The following is a 26,003-nucleotide window of genomic DNA, read 5'->3' as shown; positions in this document are numbered from 1 at the left end:
CCGGTGCCCGGCGGGACGGAGACGCCGCCCGCCGGGTCACGCGGCTCAGCCCTGCGCGTCGAAGCGCGGGAACGCGGCGGCGCCGGCGTAGCGGGCGGCGTCGTCCAGCAGCTCCTCGATGCGCAGCAGCTGGTTGTACTTGGCGACCCGGTCGCTGCGGGCGGGGGCGCCGGTCTTGATCTGGCCGCAGTTGGTCGCGACGGCGAGGTCGGCGATCGTGGTGTCCTCGGTCTCGCCGGAGCGGTGGCTCATCATGCAGCGGTAGCCGCTGGTCTGCGCGAGCGAGACGGCGTCGAGGGTCTCGCTGAGCGTGCCGATCTGGTTGACCTTGACCAGCAGCGCGTTGGCGGCGCCGGACTTGATACCGCGGCCGAGGCGCTCGGGGTTGGTGACGAAAAGGTCGTCGCCGACGAGCTGGACGCGGTCGCCGACGGCGGCGGTGAGGCCCTCCCAGCCGGCCCAGTCCTCCTCGTCGAGGGGGTCCTCGATGGAGACGAGCGGGTAGCTGCCGAGCAGCTCGCCGTAGTAGGCGGCCATGTCGTCGGCGGACCGCTTGGTGCCCTCGAACGCGTACTGGCCGTCGGCGTGGAACTCGGTGGCGGCGACGTCCAGCGCGAGGGCGATGTCGCGGCCGGGGGTGAAGCCGGCCTTGCGGATCGCCTCCAGGATGAGGTCGAGGGCGTCCCGGTTGCTCGGCAGCTCGGGGGCGAAGCCGCCCTCGTCGCCGAGGCCGGTGTTGAGGCCCTTGGACTTCAGCACCGACTTCAGCGCGTGGTAGGTCTCGGCGCCCCAGCGCACCGCCTCGGCGAAGGTGGCCGCGCCGATCGGCGCGATCATGAACTCCTGGATGTCGACGTTGGTGTCGGCGTGCGCGCCGCCGTTCAGGATGTTCATCATCGGGACGGGCAGCAGGTGCGCGTTCGGGCCGCCCACGTACCGGAACAGCGGCAGGCCCGCGGAGTCGGCGGCCGCCTTGGCGACGGCGAGGCTGACGCCGAGGATGGCGTTGGCGCCGAGCGCGGACTTGCCGGGGGTCCCGTCGAGGTCGATCAGCAGCTGGTCGATCAGGCGCTGGTCGGAGGCGGGGTAGCCGACGAGCTTCTCGTCGATGGTCTCGTTGACGGCCTTGACGGCGTTCCGGACGCCCTTGCCGCCGTAGCGCTCGCCTCCGTCGCGCAGCTCGACCGCCTCGAACTGGCCGGTGGAGGCGCCGCTCGGGACCGCCGCGTGCGCCTCGGTCCCATCGGCGAGCAGCACCTCGACCTCGACGGTCGGGTTGCCGCGGGAGTCAAGGATCTCCCGGGCGAGTACGGCCTCGATCGACGACACGGGGAACCCCCTGATGGTGCGGATGGTCGGTGCGGTCACCGAGCCTATCCGCGCGGCCCGGCCGCCGCCCAACCGCCTCGCCGTGGCCGGGCGGGAGGCATACATAAGGGACGTACGCAGCGAAACCCGCTCCAGTTGGCGACCGCATCGTGCCAGGAAGGCGACTTGACGCGGCGAACGCCCACCTTATCTACTATGCAGGTCAAACAGACTTGATTGATAGGGAATCATGACAATGCATCGTGGACTCCGCGGGCGCATCGCCGGCGTGGCACTGACCGTTCTGGTCGCAGCGGGCACGCTCGGCGCCTGTGGCGGCGGCGATGAGGAGTCCGGCGGGGACGCGGCCCCGCTCCGGCTCGGCTATTTCCCGAACATCACCCACGCGACCGCCCTGGTCGGCGTCGAGAAGGGCATCTTCGCCAAGCACCTCGGCGCCGCGCCGAAGACCGCGACGTTCAACGCCGGCCCGGCCGCCGTGGAGGCGCTGTTCTCCGGCGCGATCGACGCGACGTTCGTGGGGCCCAACCCGTCCATCAACGCCTGGTCCAAGTCGCACGGCAAGGCGGTCCACATCATCTCCGGCGCGGCCTCGGGCGGCGTGTCGCTGGTGGTCAAGCCCGGGATCAAGGACGTCCAGGGCCTGCGCGGCAAGAAGATCGCGACCCCGCAGCTCGGCAACACGCAGGACGTCGCGCTGCGGTACTGGCTGAAGAAGAACGGTCTCACCGCGAACAAGGACGGCAGCGGGGACGTCAAGGTCGTCCCGCAGGAGAACGCCCAGACGCTGCAGACGTTCGCGCAGGGCGACATCGACGGGGCCTGGGTGCCCGAGCCGTACGCCTCGCGGCTGATCCTGGAGAACAAGGGCGAGAGGCTGCTGGACGAGAAGTCGCTGTGGCCCGGCGGCAAGTTCGTCATCACCAACCTGCTCGTCAGCCAGGAGTACGAGAAGAAGCACCCGGAGCAGGTCAAGAAGCTGCTCCAGGGCGTCGTCGAGGCCACCGACTTCATCAACCAGAGCAAGCCGGACGCCGAGAAGGTCACCAACGACGCCCTCGCCAAGCTGAGCGGCAAGCCGCTGAAGCAGGACGTGCTCACCGCGGCCTTCAAGGAGATCGACTTCACCACCGACCCGGTCGCGTCCTCGCTGGTCGCCGGCGCCGCCCACGCCGAGGAGATCGGGCTGCTGGAGAAGACCGACCTGGCCGGGATCTACAACCTGGCCCCGCTCAACGGCGTGCTCAAGGCGGGCGGGAAGGCACAGGTCAGCGACCGATGACCGCGGACACGGCGGTCCGCCTCAGCGAGGTCTCCAAGGCGTTCGGGACGGGCGGGTCCGCGCTCCTCGCGCTCGACAAGGTCTCCCTGGACGTGGCGCCGGGCGAGTTCACCTGCCTGGTCGGCGCGTCCGGCTGCGGCAAGAGCACGCTGCTCAACCTGGTCGCCGACCTCGACCGCCCGAGCGCCGGGACGATCGACAAGGACGGCGCGCGGGTCGCGCTGATGTTCCAGGAGCCCGCCCTGTTCCCGTGGCTGACCGTGACCGGCAACCTCGAACTCGCCCTGAAGATGCGCGGCGTCCCCCGGGGCGAGCGGCGGAACCGGGCGGGCCGCCTGCTCGACTCGGTGCACCTCGGCGGGTTCGGGGGCAGGCGCCCGCACCAGCTGTCCGGCGGCATGCGGCAGCGGGTCGCGCTGGCCCGCGCCCTGGCCCTCACCGAGGACGACGCCGGCGAGGGCCAGGGGACCGTCCTGCTGATGGACGAGCCGTTCGGCGCGCTCGACGCGATGACCCGCGACCTGCTGCACGACGAGATCGAGCGGATCTGGCGGGAGCGCGCCCTGACCGTGCTGTTCGTCACCCACAACGTCAGGGAGGCGGTGCGGCTCGGCGACCGGGTGGTGCTGCTCAGCAGCCGGCCCGGCCGGGTCGTGCAGGAGTTCCCCGTCCCGATGGAGCGGCCGCGGCGGATCGACTCCCCCGAGGTCGCCTCCCTGGCCGGGACCATCACCGACCGGCTTCGCGAGGAGGTCGTCCGGCATGGCGCATGACACGGTGAAGGGGGAGGCGCGGCTCGACCGCGAACTGGCCGGGCTGGACGCGCTGGAGCTCGGCGGCACGACGCGCGCCCGGCTCCTCCAGCGGGCGTGGTCGGCGGTGTGGCCGATGATCGCGGCCGTGCTGATCGCGCTCGCGGCGTGGCAGCTGGTCGTGTGGAGCGGCTGGAAGGAGCCGTGGGTGCTCCCCGGCCCCCGGGAGACGCTCCCGGTGTTCTGGGACCAGCTCACCTCGGCGCGGTTCTGGGAGGCCGTCGCGCTGACGATGCGGCGGGCCGTCGTCGGATTCGCCTTCGCCGTGGCGGTCGGCGTCGTGGTCGGCGCGCTCGTGGCGCGGTTCCGGGTGCTGCGCCGGGCGTTCGGGTCCCTGATCACCGGCCTGCAGACGATGCCGTCGATCGCCTGGTTCCCGCTCGCCATCCTGCTGTTCCGGCTCAGCGAGAGCGCGATCCTGTTCGTGGTGATCCTCGGCGCGGCCCCGTCGATCGCCAACGGGCTGATCGCGGGCGTCGACTACACGCCGCCGATCCTGCTGCGCGCGGGGAAGGTGATGGGGCTGCGCGGCCTCGCGCTGTACCGGCACCTGATCATGCCGGCGTCGCTGCCCTCGTTCGTGGCGGGGCTGAAGCAGGGCTGGGCGTTCGCGTGGCGCAGCCTGATGGCGGGCGAGCTGCTGGTCATCATCGGCGACACGACCTCGCTCGGCGTGCTGCTGTCGCAGGCCAGGGAGCTGAACAACACCGCCGACATGATCTCCTACATGCTGATGATCCTGATCCTCGGCATCGTGATCGACCAGCTGTTCGGTCTGGTGGACGGGGCGATCCGGCGCCGCTGGGGCCTCGACGAGGGCTCGTCCTAGAAACCTTTACCCGGCGACCCGGATGGGGTCCGCCCGTTCAGGTATGAACTCCCGGTACTGACATGACCTGCAGCGCACCCGGGAGGTCGTCATAGGCGTCCGGCTCCGCCGGCCGTCACCGAGCGGCTGGATCTGGCGAGCCGTGCTGCGTCACCCGGAGATCCGGTTCCGGGTGACGGTGACGGCCTCGCTGGTCGCCTTCGTGCTGTCGTCGGCGCTGTGCGCGGTGCTGCTGATCCTGCTCAACAAGGACGCCTACCAGGACCTCGTGCGGCGGCTGGCGCGCGACAACCGGCGGACGGCGACGGCGATCCAGACCGGGCAGCTGACCCTGGACATCTCCCCCACCACCGACAACCTCCAGCAGGTGGTGAACATGCGGGGCGAGGTGCTCGCGGCCACGCCGCGGATGCAGGGTCGCCGGAGGGTCCGGTTCCCGCCGCCGACGCCGTTCGAGGAGAACAGGATCGGCCGCAGCTGCCACGTCGACGCGCCGGGCGGTCGCTGCTTCGTGGTCGTCGAGCGCCGGGTGGGGCTCGGGGCGGACGCGCTGTACATCTACTCGCTCGCCCCCGTGGAGGGGCCGCTGCCGCGCCCGGCGATCGGGGTGCTGATCCTGCTCGGCGTCCCGTTCCTCACCTTCCTCGCCGGCTACGGGACGTGGCTGTCGGTGAGCCGGGCGCTGCGTCCGGTCGACCGGATCCGCCGGGAGCTGGACGAGATCACCGCCACGGACCTGAAGCGCCGTGTCCCGGAACCGCACCGGCGCGACGAGGTGGGGCGGCTCGCCGAGAGCGTGAACGCCACCCTGGACCGCCTGGAGGAGGCGGTCGCGCGGCAGCGCGCGTTCGTCTCCGACGTGTCGCACGAGCTGCGCAGCCCGCTCACCGCGCTGCGCATGGAGCTGGAACTGGCGGTGTCGGCACCGGACGACACCGACGTGGCCGCCGCGCTGCGCGCCATCCTGCTCAACACCGAGCGGCTGTCGGCGGTGGTGGACGACCTGCTCGCGCTCGCCCGGCTCGAAGCCGACCGCACCTCCCCCCGTGAGCGGGTGGACCTGACCGAGATCACCGACCAGGAGGTGCTGCGCCGCCCCCGCCGCGCCCAGGTGACGGTGCTGTCGGAGGGACCGGTGGCGGTGTGGGGCGGGCGCAGCGACCTGGCGCGGCTGCTGACCAACCTGGTCGACAACGCCGACCGGCACGCCGCGCACGAGGTGACGGTGATCCTGCGCACCGAGCCGCCCGCCACCGCGGTGGTCGAGGTGATCGACGATGGCACGGGCGTCGCGCCGGAGGACCGCGAGCGGGTGTTCGACCGGTTCGCACGGCTGACCGAGGGCCGGCACCGCGACGCCGGCGGCACCGGCCTCGGCCTGGCGATCTCCCGCGACATCGCCGAGGCCCACCGCGGCTCGCTGATCCTCACCGACCGCATCGACGGCGTCCCCGGCGCCCGCTTCGTCCTGCGCCTCCCCCGCGACGACTCCCCCGAGTAGCCGTCCCCGCGGGGACGGCTCTCTCGGTGGACGGGGATCTCAGGCCAGGTCGGCGGCGGTCACGGAGACCTCGATCTCCTCGGTGGGGTCGACGCCCATGGCGCCGGCGAGCTTGCGGAAGGCGCGGGCCTCGTCCGGGCGGCTGCGCCGCTCCAGGGTGCGGGCCAGGGCCTCGTAGGCCCAGCCGTTGCACGGGTCGAGCTCGACCAGCCGGCGGAACGTCTCCTCGGCGCGGCCGAGCTGGGCGCTGTGGAAGTAGGCGCGGCCGAGCAGCTCGACCGCGGCGCGGTTGCCCGGGTCGCCGGCGGCGATCGGGGCCAGCATGCGCGCCGCGCCCGCGTAGTCCCGGGCGTCGAAGAACGACGTCGCGCGCTCGAACTCCTCGTAGGTGGTCATGCCTGCGGAACCGGGGGCGGCCGGGCTTTGTTCCCCGGCCGCCCCCGGGCGCTCAGGTCATCCCGAGATCGCTGCGCAGGCGCTCGCGCTCGGCCTCCAGCAGGTCGATCTGCCCCTGCAGCTCCTCGCGCTGGGCGAGGTACTGGCCGGAGTCCACCATGTCCGCGGGGTCGCCGGACGGTTCGGGAAGGTCCGCGCGCAGCCGCTTCAGCGAGTCCTCGATGTCGCGGAGCCGGGCGCGCCGTTCGTCTTCGGTCTCACCCTGGTTCATGTGTCTCCTCCTCCGGCTCTGCATGCCCGCACCGTCGCCGACCTCACCTCGGCGGCGCCGTCAGATGCGCAGGACGGTCTTGCCTCGGGCGCCGCCCAGCCGGTTGCCGGCCAGGGCGTCGGCCGCCTGCTCCAGCGGAACCTCCCGTTCGACCCGGACGCGCAGTTCGCCCGCGTCGATCAGGTCGGAGAGGCGGTCCAGCAGCTCGGCGGACGGCTGCCCCTGGAAGTTGACGCCGCGCAGCCCCCTGGCCTCCAGGGAGTCGGGGTTCACCGACCAGGTGGTGGAGATGTAGGTGCCGCCGGGCCGGAGCAACTGCACGAGGTGCTCGGCCGAGCGGGTGTCGCCGGCCATGTCGAGGACGGCGTCGATCCCGTCGGAGTGGACGGCGAGCACCTGCCGGTTGAGGTCGCCCGCGGAGTGGTCGACGGTCTCGTCCGCGCCGAGGTGCCGCATCGTGCCCGCCATGTCGGCGCGCGCGGTCGCGATGACCTTGGCGCCGGCGCGGGAGGCGAGCTGCACCACGCCCTGCCCGACGCCGCCGGTGGCGCCCACCACGAGGACGGTCTGGCCGGTGTCGATCCGCGCCTGGTCGACCATGGCGAGCGCGGTCGCGCTCGCGGTCGGCACCGCCGCCGCCTGCGTGTAGATCATCCCTTGCGGCATCCTCGCGACCGGGCCGTCCTCGCGGACGAGGGCGTACTCGGCGTAGCTGCCGAGCCCCCGGTCGACCATGGCGAAGGCCCCGTAGACCTGCTCGCCGTGCCGCAGCCGGGTCACGCCCTCACCGGCCTCCTCCACGACGCCCGCGCCGTCCCGGCCGAGGATCAGCGGGAACGGCACGTCGACGGAGTCCTTGAGCATGCCTTCGGCGATCTTCCAGTCCAGCGGGTTCAGCCCGGCGGCGATCACCCGTACCAGGATCTCGCCGGGCCCCGGTTCCGGACGCGGCAGGTTCATGAGCGCCGGCGTGGCGCCGTATTCCGACACGGCGATGGCTCGCATGACGATGGTCCCCCGAAACGGATCAGCGCGGGTGTCGCGTCCCGCTGTCGATCTTCCCGTGTCGACCTACCCCGCGACTGGACGATCACACGTCGACGCAGGTCACGCGGGGGCCTGCCGGGCCGGTCCGTCCGGTTCGGGGGTGGGCGTGACGGGAGGGACGGTGGGGAGGCCGCCTCCCCGGCGCTGCCCGCCGGGCCGGCGCCCGGCGCCCTTGCTGACGTACAGCGTGATGGTGTCGCCGGGCTCGGCCGACGCGGGCGACATGCCGGCGACGGTCCCCTTCGGGAACCGGCGGGACGCCACGGGCGCCCCGATCCGGGCCTTGAAGCCGGCGGCGCGGAGCCGGGCGACGGCCTCGCTCGGCTTCATGCCGCGCACGTCGGGCACCCTGGCCCTTTCCTCGCCCGAGCCCCTGCTGAAGAAGCGCGACGGCGGGCGGTGGAACGAGCCCGGATCGGTGCGCGACAGCGCCCCGAGCATGCTCTGCCGCCAGATCGGCGCCGGGATCGTCGCCCCGAACACCGAGCCGTAGCACCGGCCGTCCATGCACAGATTGCCCATCGGGTGCTTGTAGCCGCCGCGCGGGTCGCCGACCCACACGGCCGCCGCCAGGTCCGGCGTGTACCCCGCGAACCAGGCGGCGGAGAAGTCGTCGACGGTCCCGGTCTTGCCCGCGGCGTCGCGCCCGAGGCCCATGCCCCGCGCGGTGCCCTTGGTCAGGACGCCGCGCAGGACGTAGTTGACGGCGTCCGCGACGCCCTCGTCCATCGCCTGCTCGCAGTGGCGCCCCGGCACCTTCAGCCTGCGCCCGGACGCGGCGCGGATCTCCCTGATCGCGATCGGCTCGCAGTAGCGGCCGCGGGCGCCGAACGCCGCGTAGGCCGCCGCGAGCCGCAGCGGGGAGACGGGGTTGAAGCCGAGCGTGAACGAGGGGTACTCCTCCAGCGGCTTGCCGTTCGCCTGCTTCATCCCGAGCCGTTCGGCCATCTTGACCGTGTCGCAGAGGCCGACCTTCTTCTCCAGGGCGAGGAAGAACGTGTTGACCGAGTGGTGCGTCCCGGTGACGATGCTGAACTGCTTGCCGCCCTCGCCGTCGGCGGAGTTGCGCAGGGAGGCGGACGGGTCGCCGACGCGGTCGCCGTCGCAGTTGCGGTAGCCGACGGGCGTGTAGGAGCGCGGAGCCATCATCCGGGTCCCGAACGGCATGCCCTCGTCCAGCGCCGCGGCCAGCGTGAACGCCTTGAACGTGGACCCGGCCTGCATGCCGATGCTGGAGCCGTGGCTGGCGTCGGCGGCGAAGTTGATCCACGTCCGGCCGCGGTCCCGGTCGGGGCCGAGTTCGCGGTCCACGACCATCGCCTTGATCTCGCCGGTGCCCGGCTGCACCATCGCCTCCGCGGCGGCCTTGTGCGCGGAGTTCTTCGGCGGGACGTGCCGGTCGACGGCGCGCTGCGCGGCCTTCTGCGCCCGCCGGTCCAGGGTGGTGCGGATCGTCAGCCCGCCGCGCTTGAGCAGCTTCTCCCGGTCCTCGGCCGTCTTGCCGAACACCTGGTCGGTGAGGATCTCGCGCTGGACGTAGTCGCAGAAGAACGGGGCGTCGCTGGTGACGCAGCCGCTGTGCACGTTGTCGACGTCCAGCTTGACGGGGGCCCGCTTGGCCTCGGCCGCCCTGGCCTGGTCGAGCCAGCCGAGCTCGGCCATCCGGGTCAGCACGGTGTCGCGGCGCTGCCGGGCCGCGGCGGGATGGCGGATCGGGTCATAGGCGTAGGGGTAGCGGACGACGCCGGCCAGCAGCGCCGCCTCGGGCAGCGTCAGCTCGGAGGCGTGCTTGGAGAAGTAGTGCCGGGACGCCGCCTCGACGCCGTAGGCGCCGTCGCCGTAGTAGGCGATGTTGAGGTAGCGGCGCAGGATCTCGTCCTTGGTGAACCTCTTCTCCAGCGCCACCGCGTACTTCAGCTCGCGGATCTTGCGGGCGGCCGAGACCTCCCGGGCCTCCTGCCGCTCGACGTCGGTGTCGGCCTGGGTGAGCAGCAGGTTCTTCACGTACTGCTGGGTGATGCCGGACCCGCCCTGCGTCACCTGGCCGTTGCTGAGGTTGCTGGCGAGCGCCCGCAGGGTGCCCTGCGCGTCGATGGCGCCGTGCTCGTAGAAGCGGCTGTCCTCGATCGCCAGCACCGCCTGGCGCAGCACCGGGGCGATCTTCTTGAACGGGACGTCGACCCGGTTCTGGTAGAAGAACGTGGCGAGGGTGGACCCGTCCGCGGCGAGGATCTTCGAGCGCTGCGGGACGCCGGAGGTCGTCAGCCCGTCCGGCTCGGACTCGAACCAGCCGGCGGCGTCGCGGGCGCCGACGCCCGCCGTGCACGCGGTCGGCAGCAGCATGAGCGCGACGAGCAGGCCGGCCAGACCGCCGAAGGCGCCGAGGCCGCGCACCGCGCGGGCCTTCTCGGCGCGGGTCGTCGACGAGGTGAGCAGGCGGCGCGGGCGGGGGCGCCGCGCCGCGGGGGCTCCCGTCCCGGGATCCCCTTCGTCAGTTCCGGCCTCGGTCGGCACGCGCTCAGAGTAGACGCGCCTTCCCGGGCGGACCACCCCATCGGCGATGTTCCGCCCGTTATCCCCCGATTCAGGCGCGCTCTCGCCGCTCCCACGCTCGGACACGATCCCGGAATACCCGGGAAACGGCCCGCAACTCGGACTCGGCGTCCACGCCCCGCTCCCCCGCCTCCCGGACCAGCGCGAACAGCCGTCCGCCCAGCTCGGCCCCGGCCTCCTCCGCCAGCCCCTCGGCGAGGCCGGACGGGGCGTCCATACGCGCGGCGCGGCGCTGCAGTTGCGCGGCCAGCGACAGCGAGGGCTGGCCCATCGGCACGCCGTCGAGCGCCGAGGCGTCCGCGCCGCTCTTCTCCGCCCGCTCGGCCGCCTTGATCTGCTCCCAGTTGGCGTTGACCTCGTCGGCGCCGGAGACGGTGACGTCCCCGAACACGTGCGGGTGCCGCCGGACGAGCTTGTCGACGATCGCGCCCGCCACGTCGTCGATCGTGAACTCGGTCCCGTCGTCGCGCTCGGCGGCCACCACCGAGTGGAACGCCACCTGCATCAGCACGTCGCCCAACTCCTCGCGGAGCGCGCCGTAGTCGCCCTCCTCGACGGTGTCGAGGACCTCGTAGGCCTCCTCCAGCAGGTACGGGACGAGGGTGGTGTGCGTCTGCTTGCGGTCCCACGGGCATTCGCGGCGCAGCGTGTCCATCACCGACACCAGGTCGAGCAGCCGGGCGCCGGGCAGGTCGTAGGAGCCGTGCAGCACCTCGACGTCCAGCGGGTCGTCGACGACCAGGGCCCCGACCCCGCGCATCAGCGCCTCGTCGCCCTCGGGCGCGGCCACCCAGAGCACGTCCGCGCGCCGGGCGTCGGCCACCAGAACGGCGGGGTCGGGCTCCTCCACGAGGTCCGGGACGACGCCGGCGTCGAGGAGCGCGGGCAGCAGCGGGTGCCCGTCCCGGAGGCGGACGGCGTCCGCCGAGCGGAGCGCATCCCAGGCCCGCCAGGTCAGCAGGCCCGGCGCGACCCGGTGCGTGGTCGCCAGCAGGGTGAGGCTCATCGGCCTCAGATACCCGAATCGGGGCTGGACAGCCGGTAGACGATCGGGGCGACCTCGAACTTGGCGGGGTCGTAGTGCCCGTAGCGCGGGTTGACCTTGATGTGCATGCCCGCGGCGGTGCGCTGGAACAGCTCGTTCCACTGCCGGCCGGCCTGCTCGGTCGCCGGGTTCAGCCGGTTGTCCAGATCGGCGCCGAACCGCTGCATGACCGCCAGCTGCGTCGCCACCAGCCGGGCCAGGTCGCGGGCGTGCGCGCGGGGCAGCCCGCTCGCCAGCGTGATCGACTGGGCCCCGCCCTGGTGGTCCAGGGCCTGGAGTGCGCCGTCGACCTGCCCGCCGGTGACCTCGACCCCCGCCCGGCGCGCCACCTTGTCGGCGACCCTGAAGTTGATCAGCAGGGTGAGCGCGCCCTGCAGGTCGGACTCGGACTCGCCGGCGACCTGCGGCGCCGGGTTGGCGGGGTTCGCGCGCAGCTCGTTGGCCGCCGGGTCCGAGCGGAACTGCGCGCGCCAGTCGCGGACGGTCTGGCTGAGGGTGGTGACGGTGATGCGGTCGTCGCCGACGAGTGCGGCGGTGCCGACCTTCGGGGAGCCGCCGCAACCGGCCAGCGCGGCGGCCGCCAGCACGGCCGCCACCGCCGCCTTCACGGACTTACCAGGCACGGATTCCTCGTCTCGTCGCCGGATCGGTGCGGCGCCAGCCTAGCGCCGCGCCGCGGACTCCAGGAACAGCGCGTCCACCAGGTCGGTCGCCCACTTCAGCAGCTCCTGGTCGCGCAGCGGGCGGCCGCCGAGCTGCGCGGTCTTCGGGGCGGGCACGAGCAGGGTGTCGGTCGCCGGCTTCAGGATGCTCTTCGGGTACAGGCGCTGCAGCCTGACCTGCTTGGAGTCGGGCAGGTCCACGGGCATGAACTTGACGAAGGTGCCCTGGAGGGTGACGTCGCTCAGCCCCGCCCTGCGGGCCTTGGCCCGGAACCGGGCGACCTCCAGCAGGTTCAGCACCGGGACGGGCAGCGGACCGAACCGGTCCTTCAGCTCCTCGTGCACGGCGCCGATCTCGTCCTCGGAGGTGATCGCGGCGATCCGCCGGTAGGCGTCCAGCCGGAGCCGCTCGCCCGGCACGTACTCGTGCGGCAGGTGCGCGTCGACGGGCAGCTCGACCTTGGTCTCGACGGCCTCGGGCGCGGCGCCGCCCTCCTTCAGCTCCCGCACCGCCTCGCCGACCATCCGGACGTACAGGTCGAAGCCGACGCCCGCGACGTGCCCGGACTGCTCGGCGCCGAGGATGTTGCCCGCGCCGCGGATCTCCAGGTCCTTCATCGCGACGTACATGCCGGCCCCGATCTCGGTGTGCTGGGCCAGCGTCGCGAGCCGCTCGTGCGCGGTCTCGGTGAGCGGCTGCTCCGGCTGGTAGAGGAAGTAGGAGTAGGCCCGCTCCCGGCCGCGCCCCACGCGCCCGCGCAGCTGGTGAAGCTGCGACAGCCCGTACATGTCGGCGCGGTCGACGATGAGGGTGTTGGCGTTCGGGACGTCCAGCCCGGACTCCACGATCGTGGTCGCGACGAGGACGTCGTAGTTCTTCTCCCAGAAGTCGACCATGACCTTCTCGAGCTCGTGCTCGTTCATCTGGCCGTGCGCGACCGCGATCCGCGCCTCCGGGACGAGCCGCGCCAGGTTCGCCGCCACCTTGTTGATGGAGCGGACGCGGTTGTGCACGAAGAACACCTGGCCCTCGCGCAGCAGCTCGCGCCGGATCGCCGCGGCGATCTGCTTCTCCTCGTACGGGCCGACGAACGTCAGGACGGGGTGGCGCTCCTCCGGCGGGGTGAGGATCGTCGACATCTCGCGGATGCCGGTGAGGCCCATCTCCAGCGTCCGCGGGATCGGCGTCGCCGACATGGCGAGCACGTCCACCTGCGTCCGCAGCCGCTTCAGCTCCTCCTTGTGCTCGACGCCGAACCGCTGCTCCTCGTCGATGACCACCAGGCCGAGGTTCTTGAAGCGGGTCTGCGACGACAGGATCCGGTGCGTGCCGACCACGACGTCCACCGAGCCCTCCGACAGCCCCCGCAGCGTCTCCTCGATCTCCTTGTCGGACTGGAACCGGCTGATCGGCTTCACCACGACGGGGAACGCCGCGAACCGCTCGGTGAACGTCGACAGGTGCTGCTGCACCAGCAGCGTCGTCGGCACGAGCACCGCGACCTGCCGCCCGTCCTGGACGGCCTTGAACGCCGCCCGCACGGCGATCTCGGTCTTGCCGTAGCCGACGTCGCCGCAGATCAGCCGGTCCATCGGGACGGGCCGCTCCATGTCGCCCTTCACCTCGTCGATGGCGGCGAGCTGGTCGGGCGTCTCGTTGTAGGGGAAGGCGTCCTCCAGCTCCCGCTGCCACGGGGTGTCGGGCGCGAACCCGTGACCGGGGCTCGCCATCCGCGCCGAGTAGAGCCGGATCAGCTCCCCGGCGATCTGCTTGACCGCCTTGCGGGCGCGGGACTTGGCCTTCTGCCAGTCGGCGCCGCCGAGCCGGTGCAGGCTGGGCGCCTCGCCGCCGACGTAGCGGGTGAGCTCCTCCAGCTGGTCGGTCGGGACGAACAGCCGGTCGCTCTTGGCGTACTCCAGGATCAGGTACTCGCGGGTGGCGCCCTGCACCGTCCGGCTGACCATCTCCACGTACCGCCCGACGCCGTGCTGCTCGTGCACCACGTAGTCGCCCGTCTTGAGCTGGAGCGGGTCGATGCCGCCGCGCCGCCGCGACGGCATGCGGCGCGCGTCCCGCGTGGACGACTTCTGCCCCGACAGGTCGGTCTCGGTCAGCACCGCGAGCTTGACCGACTCCCAGGTGAACCCGTTCTCCAGCAGCCCGGTCGTGACCGTGACGACCGACGGATCGGGCGCCCCGGCCAGATCGGCGAGCCGAGCGCCGACGCCCTCCTCCCGGGCGAGCTGGACGAGCCGCTCGGCGGGCCCGTGCCCGGCGGTGACCAGCACGACGCGCCAGCCGCCGTCCGTCCAGCCCTTGAGGTCGCCGACGACGCGGGAGGTGTCGCCGCGGTAGGCCTCCGCCTGCTGCACCCCGAGGCTCAGCGCCTCCGCGCCGCCGTCCGGGGACTCGCCGTCCGGGAGCTCGCCGACCGCGCCGCCCGCCGCCAGCGGGCTCAGCGCCGTCACGCTCCACCGCGGCAGCCCCAGCTCCGTGCTGTGCTCGCGGACCTCCTCCAGCGAGCGGAACGCCGCGGCGCCGAGGTCGATCGGCGCCTCTCCCCCGGCGGCGGCGTTGACCCAGCTCGCCTCCAGGAACTCCTGGCTCGTGCGGACCAGCTCGACCGAGCGGGTGCGGATCCGCTCCGGCTCGCAGACCAGCAGCGCCGACCCGTCCGGCAGCAGGTCGGTCAGCAGCTCCATGCTCTCGGCGAGGACGGGCGAGAACGCCTCCATGCCCTCCACGGTGTCGCCGTCGGCGATCCGGCCGAGGATCTCTTCCAGGGCCGGGTGCTCCTGCGCGAGCAGCTTCGCGCGCTCGCGCACCTTCTCCGTCAGGGGCAGCTCGCGGCACGGCGGCGCCCACAGCCCGCCCTGCGCGACCTCCAGCGAGCGCTGGTCGGCGGCCTTGAAGTAGCGGATCTCCTCGACGGTGTCGCCCCAGAACTCCACCCGGAGCGGGTGCTCCTCGGTCGGCGGGAACACGTCGAGGATCCCGCCGCGCACCGCGATCTCGCCGCGCTTCTCCACCAGGTCGACGCGGTGGTACCCGGCCTCCACCAGGCGCCGGACCGCGTCGTCCATGTCGGCGTCCTCGCCGGAGGCCAGCCGCACCGGCTCCAGGTCGGCGAGGCCGGACACAATCGGCTGCAGCACCGCGCGGACCGGCGTCACCACGACGTCCAGCGCGCCGCCCTTCGCCGAGCCGTCCCCGCCGGGGGGGCCGCCCGCGCCCGGGTGGACGAGGCGGCGCAGCACCGCGAGCCGCTGCCCGACCGTGTCCGAGCGCGGCGACAGCTTCTCGTGCGGCAGCGTCTCCCAGGCCGGGAAGTGCGCGACGCGCCCGGGGTCGAGCAGGCTCGACAGGGCGGCGGTGAGGTCCTCGGCCTCGCGGCCGGTCGCGGTCACCGCGAGCACGACGCCCGCGCCGTCCTCGCCCAGGCGGCGGCTCAGCGCGGCGGCCAGGATCGGCCACAGCGCGGCGGGTGCGACGACCTCCCGGTCCGTGCGCGGCCGCGTGAGCGCGTTCCGCAGACCGGGGTCGGTGCACGCAAGGTCAACAAGTCCAGAAAGCGTCATTATTCGCCCGATATTCGCCCGCAACTTGGCCGATCACCCCGGGGCAGGGCAGGCCGAAGACCCGGAATCCAGCCGGACCCGGTACCGCGTACCAGCGTACGCGCCCCCGGCGGCGCTCGTTCAGGCGGCGCCGAAGGCGCCCTTCCAGGCGGGCGCCGCTCGCCGTCCGTGCCCTGACCGGCACGGACGGCGACACGGCCGTCGCCAAGAAAAGGCAAATAGCGGACGGAGCGCAGCCAAGCGATTACGCTGCGAGATTGTGACCGATCTGCGTACGTCGCCGGTCAACGGCGGCGATCTCTTCTCAGAACGCGCCCGCCAGTACGCCCTGGAGAACCCCCTGCAGCGGATCCACATCCTGGAAGCGGGCTGTGGCTGGGGTACGGGCCTGGATCTCGGCGACCACGAGCGCGAGGTCACGGGAGTCGACCGGGAGTCCCCGGAGCTGCGCGCCTACACCTGCGAGCGGCCCGACCTCGACTCCTGGCACCTCGGCGACCTGCGCACCGTCCCGCTTCCACCGCGCGCGTTCGACATCGTCCACGCCTCGTACCTGATCGAGCGCGTCCCGCACGCCGAGCTGGTGCTCGACCGGTTCGTCGCCGCGCTGAAGCCCGGCGGGCTGCTGCTGGTGCACCTGCGCGACCGCGACACCGCGTTCGGGTTCCTGGACCGCACGCTCCCCCGCTGGCTGCGCGCGTCCGGCCGGCGCCGCCTCCGCCCGGGGCGCGCGCCGTTCGCCGAGCGCCCGCGCCGGGCCCGCGGCGCCCACGCCCGCGTCCCGTACCCGGCGGGCGAGCTCGGGGCCGACGCCGGGCAGGCCCCGGCCCGGGAGGTCCTGACGGCACCGGAGCCGGCCGCGTCACGGCCGGTGCCGGTGGTCCGGACGAGCCCGCCCGCGGCGATCTACGACCGGGTCGCGTCCCGGTCGGGTCTGCGCTGGTACTGCGTCATGCGCGGGCTGGTCGTCGCCGAGGAGTACACCTCGCGGCAGGCGCTGGAGGCCCTCGGGGCCGGAACCGGCCTCGCCGACCTGCTGTGCCGGCTGGTGTCGGCGGTCACCCGGGGGCGCCTGACGGCGGACCACAGCGAGGTCACCTTCGTCATCCGCAAGCCCGAGAACCGCTTCGCGCGGGTCATCTGATCGGGGGCGGAGGGCCGTCCCGGCCGGGGCGGGCGTGCGAACGGTCAGGCCGGGGCAGTATTTTTCCTGCGAAACCCCTGCTCGCCACGGATGAGCCCGGCCGCCTCGCCGGGCGGGATCGGAGATCGCGGTGACCGCCGAAGCAGGCCTTCCCGACACGCTGCGCGACCTGCCCGCCTGGACCCCGGATCCGGTCGAGCTCGCCGACCTCGAACTCGTCCTCGCGGGGGTGTACCGCCCGCTGGAGGGCTTCCTCGGCTCGTTCGACACCGCCATGGTGATCGCCGGGGGACGGCTCGCGGACGGCACCCCGTGGCCGGTCCCGGTCACGCTCTCGGTCCCCAAGGAGCTGACCGGCCATGAGCGGGTCGTCCTGCAGGACCCCGAGGGCGTGCCGCTCGCGGTGCTGCGGATCGGCGAGGCGTGGCAGGACCCGACCACCCAGGGCTGGCGGCTCGCCGGACCGCTGGAGGCCCTCCGCGCCCCCGCGCACGGACCGTTCCACCGCCTGCGCCGCCGCCCGGACGAGCTCGACGCGTTCGAGGGCGACGTGCTCGCGGTGGCCACCCGCGAGCCCCTGCACCGCAAGCAGCTCGGCCAGCTCCGCCAGGTCGCCGAGCGGCTCGCCGCGAAGGTCCTCGTCCTGCCGCTGCTGGGCGGCGAGCACGACGAGTCCCTCGTCCGTGCGCTGCTCGGCGTCCGCAAGGAGCTGCCGGACGGCGCCCAGATCATCCCCGTGCCGCTGCCGGCGCGCGGCGACCGGGAACGCGACATCCTGCTCCGCGCGCACGTCGCGGCCGCCTACGGCGCCACCCACCTGCTCGCCGAACGGGAGATGGAGGGCACCGCCGTCCCGCTCGTCGTCCCGGAGCCGTGGGCCTACGACGCCGACGTGGAGGTCTGGCGGCCCGTCGCGCGCATCGAGCCCGACCACGTCCAGGCGGAGCTGACCCCCGAGCGGCTGAACGACCTGCTGGACGCGGGCGAGCCCGTGCCCGACTGGTTCACCCCGCCCGCCGTCGCCGCCGAACTGGCGCTGGCGCGCCCCCCGAAGCGCTCGCGCGGCATCACGGTGTTCTTCACCGGCCTGTCCGGCTCCGGGAAGTCCACGGTCGCGCGCGGCCTGGCCGACGCGCTGGTGGAGCGCGGCGGCCGGACGGTCACGCTCCTGGACGGCGACGTCGTCCGGCGGATGCTGTCGGCGGGCCTGACGTTCTCCCGCGCCGACCGCGACCTCAACATCCGCCGCATCGGCTTCGTCGCCGCCGAGATCACCCGGCACGGCGGCACCGCCGTCTGCGCGCCGATCGCCCCCTACGCCGCCACCCGCGCCGAGGTGCGGCGGATGGTCTCCGCCGTGGGCGACTTCATCCTCGTGCACGTGGCGACGCCGCTGGAGGAGTGCGAGCGCCGCGACCGCAAGGGCCTGTACGCCAAGGCCCGCGCCGGGCAGATCCCCGAGTTCACCGGCATCTCCGACCCCTACGAGGAGCCGGACGACGCCGACCTGACGCTCGACACCTCCCGGCTGGCGCCGGACGAGGCGGTCGCCCGGGTCCTCGACCTGCTGGTCGGCGGCGGCTGGGTGCGGGCGGAGTAGCCCCCCTCGTCCCATCCGTCCCTCTTGTCCGGTATTTTCCCGATCCAGCGGGCATCACCTATCGTGTTAGCCATAATTCCTACATGACAGGTAGGTCATGCCGATGGACTTCGATTGGACGATGGCGCTCGGCTCGTTCCTCGTCGCCATCATCGTCGGGCTGACCGGTATGGGCGGGGGCGCCCTGATGACGCCGATGCTCGTGACGTTCTTCGGAGTGAGCCCGCTCGCCGCCGTGTCCAGCGACCTGGTCGCCGCCGCCGTGATGAAGCCGGTGGGCAGCGCCGTCCACTACCGGCAGGGCACCATCGACATGCGGCTGGTCAAGTGGCTGTGCCTGGGCTCGGTGCCCGCCGCGTTCTCCGGCGTCCTGCTGGCCCGCGCGCTCGGCCACGGCGACTCCGTGGAGAACGTCATCGGCAAGGCGATGGGCGCGGCCCTGATGATCGCCGCCGCGGGCCTGGTGCTGCGCGGCTACCTCGCCTACCGGGGCCGCGCCGGATCCGGCGGAGACGGCGACCCGTCCCCGAAGATCACGGTCCGCCCCGTCCCGACCGTGCTGATCGGCGTCGTCGGCGGCCTCGTCGTCGGCATCACCTCGGTCGGCTCCGGCTCCCTCATCATCGTCGCGCTGCTGGCCCTCTACCCGGCGCTCAAGGCCAACCAGCTCGTCGGCACCGACCTGCTCCAGGCCGTCCCGCTGGTCTTCGCGGCGGCCATCGGCCACCTGCTGTTCGGCGACTTCCGCATGGAGGTCACCGCCGCGCTGCTCGCCGGCTCGATCCCCGGCGTCTACCTCGGCTCCAGGATCTCCTCCCGGGCCCCGAGCACCCTGATCCGGCGAGTGCTGGCCCTGGTGCTGGTCGCCTCCTCGCTGAAGATGTTCGGCGTCCCGGCCGTCCCGCTCGCCTGGACCATGGTCGTCCTCACCGCCGCCACGGTCGCCGCCTGGCTCGCGCTTCGCCACCGCGTCGCGCCGCGCCGGGATACGCTCTCCTCTCCGGTCGTTTCCCCCGGCGTCGCCGGTGCCTCAGGAGAGCAGAGCGAACGTGGACCCACGATGGCCGCATGACACCGTCGACGTCCTCGGCGTACGGGTCAGCCGCGTGGACGTCGCACGGTTCCGCTCCTTCGTGGCGGCGGCCGTCAAGGAGCGGTCCAAGCTGACGGTCACCTTCGCCAACCCGGACTACGTCCTCAGGGCGCAGAAGGATCCGGGGCTGCGCGACCTGATGAACGGCTTCGACCTCAACCTCCCCGACGGCTGGGGCGTCGTGCTGGCCGCGAAGATCTTCGGGCGTCCCGTTCCCGGCCGGATGGCCAACGACGACCTCACCGACGACCTGTTCGGCCAGCCCGCCGAGGAGGGCTGGCGCGTCTTCCTGTTCGGCAACGCGCCCGGCATCGCCGAGGCCGCCGCCGCGAACGTCCGCGCCTGGTACCCGGGCGTGGAGGTCGCGGGCACCCAGCACGGCCACTGGGCGGACGAGCAGGGCCGCATCCCCGCAGAGACCGCCGAGCGCCTCGTCGAGGAGATCAACGACGCGGCCCCGGACATCCTGCACGTCGGCCTCGGGACACCGCTGCAGCAGCGGTTCGTCGCCGAGTACCGCGACCGCCTCACCGCGCCGGTCATCATCACGTGCGGCGCGTACTTCGAGCACCTCGCCGAACGGCGCGACTACTACCCCGCCTGGGTCACGAAGCTGCGCGTCGGCTTCCTCTACCGCCTGGCGCGCGAGCCCCGCCGCCTCTGGCGCCGCTACACCGTCGAACTGGGCGCCTACCTGGCCCGGGTCCTGCACCATCGCCTGCGGCACGGAAGGGCGCCCGCCGACTGAGCCACAGGCCTCCATGACGCACTTTCCAGGAACCAATACCCGTTATCTAGCTATGTGGTAGGACAAGATGCCATCAGCGTCCCCGGCCGCATCCCGGAGCACCTTCATGCGCCCCACCATCGCCTGCCTTACGGCCACCGCGCTCGCGGTGCTCACCGTCCCCGCCGCCACGGGCACGGCCTCCGCCGACATCTCCCAGTCGGCGGTCGTCTCCGCCAACCCGGTGAACAACACCCCGCACGTGCTGGACGGCACCGTCCGCGCCATCACCGTCGTGGGGAACTGGGTCGTCGTCGGCGGGAACTTCGAGGAGGTCCGCGAGGCCGGCAGCGGCAAGAAGACCGTCAAGCGGCACAACCTGTTCGCCTACGACATGCGGAACGGGAAGATCAGCACGGCCTTCGTGCCGAAGGTCGACGGGACCGTCCACGCGCTGCAGCCCGGGTCCAGCGACTGGATCTACGCGGCCGGGACCTTCACGACCGTCAACGGCACCAAGACCGGCACGGTGACCGCGCTCAAGGTCTCCACCAACAAGGTCCACACCGGCTTCAAGCCGAACGTGAACTACCGGGTCTACACCATGGTAGTGCGCGGCGCCCGGCTCTACATCGGCGGCATGTTCACCAAGGCGGGCGGCAAGGCGCGCACCGGTCTCGCGCGGGTCGACAGGCTCACGGGCGTCGCCGACAACGCCTTCAACTTCACCGTCGCCGAGCCCCGGTCGGGCGACCTCAAGGTGTACCGGCTGGCGGTCGACCGCACCGACACCCGGATGGTCATCAACGGGACGTTCACCAAGGTCAACGGGGAGAGCCGGCCCCAGATCGCGATGATCAACCTGGGCAAGGGCACCGCGAAGCTGTCGACCTGGTCGACCCAGCGGTACTCCACCCCCTGCAACCTCGCCGCGTTCGACACCTACATGCGGGGCATGGACTTCTCCCCCGACGGCAAGTACTTCGTGGTCGTCACCACGGGCGGCCCCTACGGCCAGACCCAGATGTGCGACTCGGCCGCCCGCTGGGAGTCGTCGCCCACCGGGTCCGGGCAGAAGCCCACCTGGGTCAACTGGACGGGCGGCGACACGCTGCTGTCCACCTCGGTGACCGGCTCCGCGGTCTACGTCGGCGGGCACCAGCGCTGGCTGAACAACCCCTACGGGCACGACTCCGCCGGTCCCGGAGCCGTGTCGCGACCCGGCATCGGCGCGCTCGACCCGAAGACCGGCAAGGCGCTCCCGTGGAACCCCACGCGGACGCTCGGCCACGGCGTCGAGACGCTGGTCGCCCACCCGAAGGGGATGCTCGTCGGCAGCGACACCGACCAGCTCGGTCACGAGTACCACGGCCGCCTCGGGATGTTCCCCACGGGGTGATCCGGCGGCTCGCATGAGACGAAGAGCGGGGACGTTCTGCGGGAGGGGACGGGGGCCGTGGTCCATCACGAACAGCGCAAGGTGGTTCCCGGCGGGCATCACCGGCCGGACGCGCGCCGTTCCCTGCCCGTCCCGCCGGACGGACCGCGCCGACGGCGCGACCGGCGGCGCGGGCCCCGCCCGTTCTTCTACGTCACCTCCGCGAGCGCCCTGCTGGTGCTGGGCGGCTCCGCAGGTGCGGTCGCCCTGTCGGGGACCGGTACGACCCACAACGCCCGGACGGCCGGCGCGCGCGCGAACGCGGTCGTCTCCGCCACGGCGGACACCTACGTCGTGCGCGAGATGCCCGGCACGACGTTCGGCGACGCAAAGAAGATCACCGCCTCGGCGTGGCCCGACTGGCACACCGAGGCCTATGTCGCGTTCGAGGTGCCGCCCGGCACCCCGGCGGTCACCCGGGCCCGCGTGGAGATGACGTTCGACCGGCCGGAGAACCGGCCGCGGCGGGTCGAGCTGCGCACCCTGCCCGGCGCGTGGACCGAGGACGGCACGTCCTGGGGCAACCGCCCGGTCGCCGGACCCGTCGTGGCGACCGCCCCCACCGGCTCGGGGGGCAAGGTCTCCTTCGACGTCGGTGATGTGGTGACCGGCCCCGGCCTCTACGCGTTCGCCGTCACCGGCCCGGGCCCCCGGACGGCGGTCTCGCTGCACTCCCGGGAGACGGCCGAGGGCCCGCGCCTCGTCCTGCGGACCCGGCCGGGCGCACGGCCTCCGACGCCGAGCAGGTCGCCCGAGACGTCCGGCACGGCGCTTCCCGCGCCCGGACCGGAACCCACCTGGGAGACCCCGCAGCCGGTGAAGACCCCCGGGACGTCCCCGGCCGGCGGCCGGACGCTCTGCGGCCTCTCCCTCGAACTCAAGCCGGGTGAGACCTTCCAGAAGTCCCTCACCCGCCTGGACGCCGCCTACGGCGGCCTGGAGACGGTCCGGCTGTTCTACCAGGGCGTCCCGCCCGCGTGGCCGGGCAAGCCCGACACCGGGAAGCGCCCGCCGATCATCTCGTTCAAGCTGGCGCCCAAGGACGTGCTCGCCGGCAAGTACGACCGGGAGCTGACCCGCTGGTTCGCCACCGCGCCCCGCGACCGCGACCTCTACTGGGTCTACTACCACGAGCCCGAGGACAACATCGCCTCCGGCGAGTTCACCGCCGCCGACTACCGCGCCGCGTGGCGGCGGCTGCGGTCCCTCGCCGACAAGGCGGACAACCCCCGCCTCCACGCCACCCTCGTCCTGATGGGCTGGAGCCTCGACCCGCTGTCCAAGCGCGACTGGCGCGACTACTACCCGGGCCGCGACGTCATCCAGGTCCTCGGCTGGGACGTGTACAACCTCGGCTGGAAGAAGGGCCGCTACGACGACCCGGCCGCCATGTACGACCGGGTCGTCGCGGTCAGCAAGGGCGAGGACCTCCCGTTCGGCATCGCCGAGACCGGCAGCTACCTCGTCGCCGGCGACAACGGCGACAGGCGCGCCGCCTGGCTGAACGCCACCAACGCCTACCTCGCCAAGCACCGTGCCCTGTGGGTCGCCTACTTCGACCTCGACTGGAACACCGGCGACTTCCGCCTCCTCGACACCCAGAGCCGCAGGGCCTGGAGCGACTTCTGCTGAAGGCCCCTCCTGCGGCCCGGTCCCCCGCACCCGTCCGGGCCCTGACGGCCCAGGCCCCTGACGCCCGACGTGCCACGCCCCCCGCCGGAGACCCGGCGGGGGGCGTGGCACGTGCGGTGACGCGTCCTACTTGCGGGCCAGGATGATGGTCCACAGCGCGGCGCGGCTGGCGGCGTCGGTCGTCGCCGTCTTGCCGCCGTAGGTGCCGGTGGCGACCGTGCCGTTGCTGTCGGCGACCAGGGCCGTGATGCGGCCGCTGCCCGAGCCGATCCCGGTGCCGCGGGTCTCCACGCCGGCCGGGGCCGTCCAGGAGGTCGTGCTGGACGACTTGTCCGCCCAGTACGTCACCGCCCAGGACCCGGCGGCGTCCACCTGCGCGGACGGGCTGGTGTGGGAGGTGCCGGAGCCGGGGTCGCTGCTCTTGGCCACGGCCGCGACCGGGTCGGTCGCGTTGGTGCCCTCGTAGGCGAGCAGCCGGATGTCGGCCTTGGTGTAGGCGCTGAACCCGATGCCGACCTGCGTACCGGCGTCACCGGCCTGGGCGACGCGCTTCCAGACGACGGACGTCGCGGTGCCCGCCACCTGCGTGCCGACCTGCGTCCAGCCGGACGGCGGGGTCGCCAGCGTCGCCTCGCTGCTGTTGAACGTCAGCATGAGGATCATGCCGTCGCCGGGCTGCACCGCCGGCGGGACCTGCGCCGTGGCGGTCTGGACGTTGCCGTTGCCGCCCGCACCGCCGCGGTAGCCGATGTTCACCTGGTTCGAGGCGACCGTCACGTCCTGCGACCTGGTCCCCTTGCCGCCGCGGTCGTCGGTCACCGTCAGCTTGACCGTGTAGGTGCCGGCCGCGGCGAACGCGTGCTGCGGCGTGGCGCCCGTGCCGGTCTCGCCGTCGCCGAAGTCCCAGGCGTAGGAGGCGATCGAACCGTCGGGGTCGGACGAGCCGCCGGCGTTGAACGTGCAGTTCAGCCCGTCGCAGTCGCCGGTGAACGCGGCGCTCGGCGGCTGGTTCGGCGTCCCCGCGTAGAGGAACACCGTCCGGCCGCGCCAGTCGGCGGTGCTGACCTCGGTCGACGATCCGGACGGCACTCCCGCCGCGGAGAACGCGACCAGGTAGAGCCGGCCGTTGCCGTTGTTGACGTAGTAGAGGTTCGCGCCGTCGACGAACATGCCGCCGACCGAGCTCCAGCTCATGCCGGGCAGGTTGTTCACCGCGACGAACTCCTGTGCGCCGACGACGTTGCTCTCCGGGTTGAACGTCCGGTAGTAGAGCGAGGACTGCCCGCGCGTGTAGTAGACCCGGCCCTTGGCGAAGAACATGCCGGTGATGTTCTGCACCTGCGAGTGCCAGGTCGTCATGGTGGCGAGCTGGTCGGCGGTGTCGATGGTTGTGGCCGTGCCGAGCGCGGTGCCGTCGAAGGTGCGGCGCCGGAACAGTCCGTCCGACGAGCCGTAGAAGAGCTCCCCGTTCACCATGAAGGCGCCGCGCGCGGTCCGCCAGTCGATGCCCGCGGTGCCGTCGTCGACCGCGGCGCCGGCGGTGGTGCCGTCGAACGAGCGGTGCCGGAGGTAGTTGGCGGCCCCGAAGCCGATGCCGCCGCCGGAGTAGACGTTCCCGGGCAGCTCGCCGGTGCTGTAGGCGGGAACGGCCGCGCCGCCGGCGACGGGGAACATCGCGAGCTTCTGGTGGAACTCGCCGCCCACGTTGTCGGTGTCGCTGCCGATCCACAGGCCCTCGTCGGTGGCCAGCATGTCGAAGACGCCGACGCCCTTGTCGCGGCCGGGGTTCCAGCTGAACGGCAGGCCGCTGACCGGGTCGAGCGCGACGATGCCCTCGCGGCCGACGGCGCCCTGGCCGGGGTTGTCGCCGGCGAACGGGTTGTTGGCCCACCGGAAGTGGCCGCCGGTGTAGACGGCCGTGTCGGTGATCTCCACGGCGTAGGTGGTGTCGCCCCCGGTGAAGTTCACCCAGGTCGGCTGCTGGCCGCCGCCGGTGGCGGGGCTCTCCCAGCGGGCCTGGGTGTCGCACAGCTTCGCGGAGCCGCCGTAGGCGCCGGTGGTCGTCACCACGAAGTACGAGCCGTCCGGAGAGAACTCGACGTCGCGCATGTAGGTGTCGAACGACTGCGAGCACTGGTCGGCGTAGCGGGTGGTGTCCCAGTTCGCGAGCTGCGCGGACGGGCCGGTGAGGTCCACCATGACGATCTGGCGCCGGGTGCTGCCCGCGACCGAGCTGAAGTTGCCGATGCCGACGAGCTTGGAGCCGTCCGGGCTGACGTCCATCTTGTAGATCTGGGTGACGCCGTCGCCGGTCTGGGTGCCGGCGAGGTTCAGGTTCACGAAGTCGTCGCGGTCCCCCGTCTGGGGGTCGAGGGCGGCGAGGGCCACCCGCGCGGCGCCGCCGACGGTCGCGAAGGTGCCGCCGACGTACAGCCGGCCGCCCGCCAGCCGCAGGTCGCGGACCTTGGCGTCGAGCTGCGGGTCGAACGCGGCGATGGGGGCGCCGGTCTGGGCGTTGATCCTGGCGAGCACGAAGTGCCGGACGCCGTTGATCTCGCTGAAGCTTCCGCCGACGTAGATCGACTGGCCGTCGGGGGCGGGCAGCAGCGCGCTGGCCTCGCCCTTGTTGAGGTCGGGCGCGAAGCCCGGATCGATGGCGCCGGTGGCGGCGTCGAAGGCGAACAGCCGGTTGCGGACCAGCGTCGGCTTGTTGGCCCCGACCTCCTTCACCTGGGTGAAGGAGCCGCCGACGTAGATCTTGCCGCCGATCTTGATGATCGACTTGACCTCGCCGTCCAGCACGTTCGGCGTGTAGTCCGCCGGGTCGGCGTTGACGACCTTCCCGTGCCCGGGCTCGGACCCCCTCTGGTCCGCGCGTGCCGGGGCGCTCGCGGCGAGGCTCCCCGTCAGCGTCCCCAGCGCGAGCGCGGCCCCCACGGCCAACGCCCCCCACCTGCGTCTGCCCATCGACCCCTCCGTGCAAGATAGAAGTAAGCGCCATGTTCCCCGTGAAGGCACACAGCGCCGCGTAATCGTAGCCAGCGGGCTACCGGTACCACCGTT

Annotated in this window: 19 protein-coding genes; 10 read left to right on the top strand and 9 right to left on the bottom strand. The window is 72.7% G+C overall.

Annotation, left to right across the window (positions count from 1 at the left end):
* Positions 1–45: 45 nt before the first annotated feature.
* Positions 46–1,329, bottom strand: a complete 1,284-nt coding sequence (eno, locus tag BJ999_RS08060; RefSeq protein WP_179838404.1) for a phosphopyruvate hydratase — start codon at positions 1,327–1,329, stop codon at positions 46–48.
* Positions 1,330–1,564: 235 nt separating this feature from the next.
* On the opposite strand from eno, the gene BJ999_RS08055 reads away from it, so the two are divergent.
* The 4 genes from BJ999_RS08055 to BJ999_RS08040 all read left to right on the top strand — a co-directional run bounded on the left by BJ999_RS08055 (position 1,565) and on the right by BJ999_RS08040 (position 5,753).
* Positions 1,565–2,611, top strand: coding sequence for an ABC transporter substrate-binding protein (locus tag BJ999_RS08055; RefSeq protein ID WP_179832697.1), 1,047 nt, complete (start codon positions 1,565–1,567; stop codon positions 2,609–2,611).
* Positions 2,608–3,384, top strand: a complete 777-nt coding sequence (locus tag BJ999_RS08050; protein ID WP_179832696.1) for an ABC transporter ATP-binding protein — start codon at positions 2,608–2,610, stop codon at positions 3,382–3,384. Before BJ999_RS08055 ends, BJ999_RS08050 begins: the two co-directional genes overlap by 4 nt.
* Positions 3,374–4,252, top strand: a complete 879-nt coding sequence (locus BJ999_RS08045) for an ABC transporter permease (RefSeq protein WP_179832695.1) — start codon at positions 3,374–3,376, stop codon at positions 4,250–4,252. Before BJ999_RS08050 ends, BJ999_RS08045 begins: the two co-directional genes overlap by 11 nt.
* Before the next feature lie 142 nt (positions 4,253–4,394).
* On the top strand, positions 4,395–5,753 hold the full coding sequence (locus tag BJ999_RS08040) for a sensor histidine kinase (RefSeq protein WP_229810265.1): 1,359 nt from the start codon (positions 4,395–4,397) through the stop codon (positions 5,751–5,753).
* 39 nt (positions 5,754–5,792) lie between these two features.
* Here BJ999_RS08040 and BJ999_RS08035 read toward each other — a convergent pair whose 3' ends face one another.
* The 7 genes from BJ999_RS08035 to mfd all read right to left on the bottom strand — a co-directional run bounded on the left by BJ999_RS08035 (position 5,793) and on the right by mfd (position 15,306).
* Positions 5,793–6,149: a tetratricopeptide repeat protein gene (locus tag BJ999_RS08035; RefSeq protein ID WP_179832694.1), complete on the bottom strand. Its 357-nt coding sequence runs from the start codon at positions 6,147–6,149 to the stop codon at positions 5,793–5,795.
* A 52-nt stretch (positions 6,150–6,201) separates the two neighbouring features.
* Positions 6,202–6,420 (bottom strand): hypothetical protein, encoded by a 219-nt coding sequence (locus BJ999_RS08030; protein WP_179832693.1) that lies wholly within the window; start codon positions 6,418–6,420, stop codon positions 6,202–6,204.
* Between the two features lie 60 nt (positions 6,421–6,480).
* The gene (locus BJ999_RS08025) at positions 6,481–7,425 is read right to left on the bottom strand and encodes an NADP-dependent oxidoreductase (RefSeq protein ID WP_179832692.1); all 945 of its coding nucleotides are present in this window, start codon (positions 7,423–7,425) and stop codon (positions 6,481–6,483) included.
* Positions 7,426–7,527: 102 nt separating this feature from the next.
* Positions 7,528–9,981 (bottom strand): penicillin-binding protein, encoded by a 2,454-nt coding sequence (locus BJ999_RS08020; RefSeq protein ID WP_179832691.1) that lies wholly within the window; start codon positions 9,979–9,981, stop codon positions 7,528–7,530.
* Positions 9,982–10,051: 70 nt separating this feature from the next.
* Positions 10,052–11,026, bottom strand: a complete 975-nt coding sequence (gene mazG, locus BJ999_RS08015) for a nucleoside triphosphate pyrophosphohydrolase (protein ID WP_179832690.1) — start codon at positions 11,024–11,026, stop codon at positions 10,052–10,054.
* Between the two features lie 5 nt (positions 11,027–11,031).
* Positions 11,032–11,688 carry a hypothetical protein gene (locus BJ999_RS08010; RefSeq protein WP_179832689.1) on the bottom strand — a complete coding sequence of 219 codons (657 nt, stop codon included), beginning with the start codon at positions 11,686–11,688 and terminating at the stop codon, positions 11,032–11,034.
* A gap of 39 nt (positions 11,689–11,727) precedes the next feature.
* Complete coding sequence (mfd, locus tag BJ999_RS08005; RefSeq protein ID WP_179832688.1) at positions 11,728–15,306, bottom strand: transcription-repair coupling factor; 3,579 nt, start codon at positions 15,304–15,306, stop codon at positions 11,728–11,730.
* 259 nt (positions 15,307–15,565) lie between these two features.
* Here mfd and BJ999_RS41845 point away from each other — a divergent pair, with 259 nt between their 5' ends.
* The 6 genes from BJ999_RS41845 (at position 15,566) to BJ999_RS07975 (ending at position 22,940) form a co-directional block, all read left to right on the top strand.
* A complete protein-coding gene (locus BJ999_RS41845) occupies positions 15,566–16,450 on the top strand; it encodes a class I SAM-dependent methyltransferase (RefSeq protein ID WP_179832687.1) in 885 nt (294 codons plus the stop codon).
* 130 nt (positions 16,451–16,580) lie between these two features.
* Entirely contained in the window at positions 16,581–18,050 is a 1,470-nt protein-coding gene (cysC, locus tag BJ999_RS07995) for an adenylyl-sulfate kinase (protein ID WP_179832686.1), read from the top strand.
* A gap of 103 nt (positions 18,051–18,153) precedes the next feature.
* Positions 18,154–19,122 carry a sulfite exporter TauE/SafE family protein gene (locus BJ999_RS07990; RefSeq protein ID WP_179832685.1) on the top strand — a complete coding sequence of 323 codons (969 nt, stop codon included), beginning with the start codon at positions 18,154–18,156 and terminating at the stop codon, positions 19,120–19,122.
* Positions 19,100–19,891, top strand: a complete 792-nt coding sequence (locus BJ999_RS07985; protein WP_179832684.1) for a WecB/TagA/CpsF family glycosyltransferase — start codon at positions 19,100–19,102, stop codon at positions 19,889–19,891. The genes BJ999_RS07990 and BJ999_RS07985 overlap by 23 nt, the downstream gene beginning before the upstream one ends.
* 106 nt (positions 19,892–19,997) lie before the next feature.
* Complete coding sequence (locus tag BJ999_RS07980; protein ID WP_179832683.1) at positions 19,998–21,269, top strand: hypothetical protein; 1,272 nt, start codon at positions 19,998–20,000, stop codon at positions 21,267–21,269.
* 57 nt (positions 21,270–21,326) lie between these two features.
* The gene (locus tag BJ999_RS07975; protein ID WP_179832682.1) at positions 21,327–22,940 is read left to right on the top strand and encodes a CBM96 family carbohydrate-binding protein; all 1,614 of its coding nucleotides are present in this window, start codon (positions 21,327–21,329) and stop codon (positions 22,938–22,940) included.
* 126 nt (positions 22,941–23,066) lie between these two features.
* Here the strand turns inward: BJ999_RS07975 and BJ999_RS07970 are convergent, their stop codons facing one another.
* Complete coding sequence (locus BJ999_RS07970; protein ID WP_179832681.1) at positions 23,067–25,907, bottom strand: PKD domain-containing protein; 2,841 nt, start codon at positions 25,905–25,907, stop codon at positions 23,067–23,069.
* Positions 25,908–26,003 lie beyond the last annotated feature (96 nt).

Source organism: Actinomadura citrea, from assembly GCF_013409045.1.
GTDB lineage: Bacteria > Actinomycetota > Actinomycetes > Streptosporangiales > Streptosporangiaceae > Spirillospora > Spirillospora citrea.
Note: the sequence above shows the minus strand (reverse complement) of the source record. Positions and strands in the feature narration are given on the sequence as shown.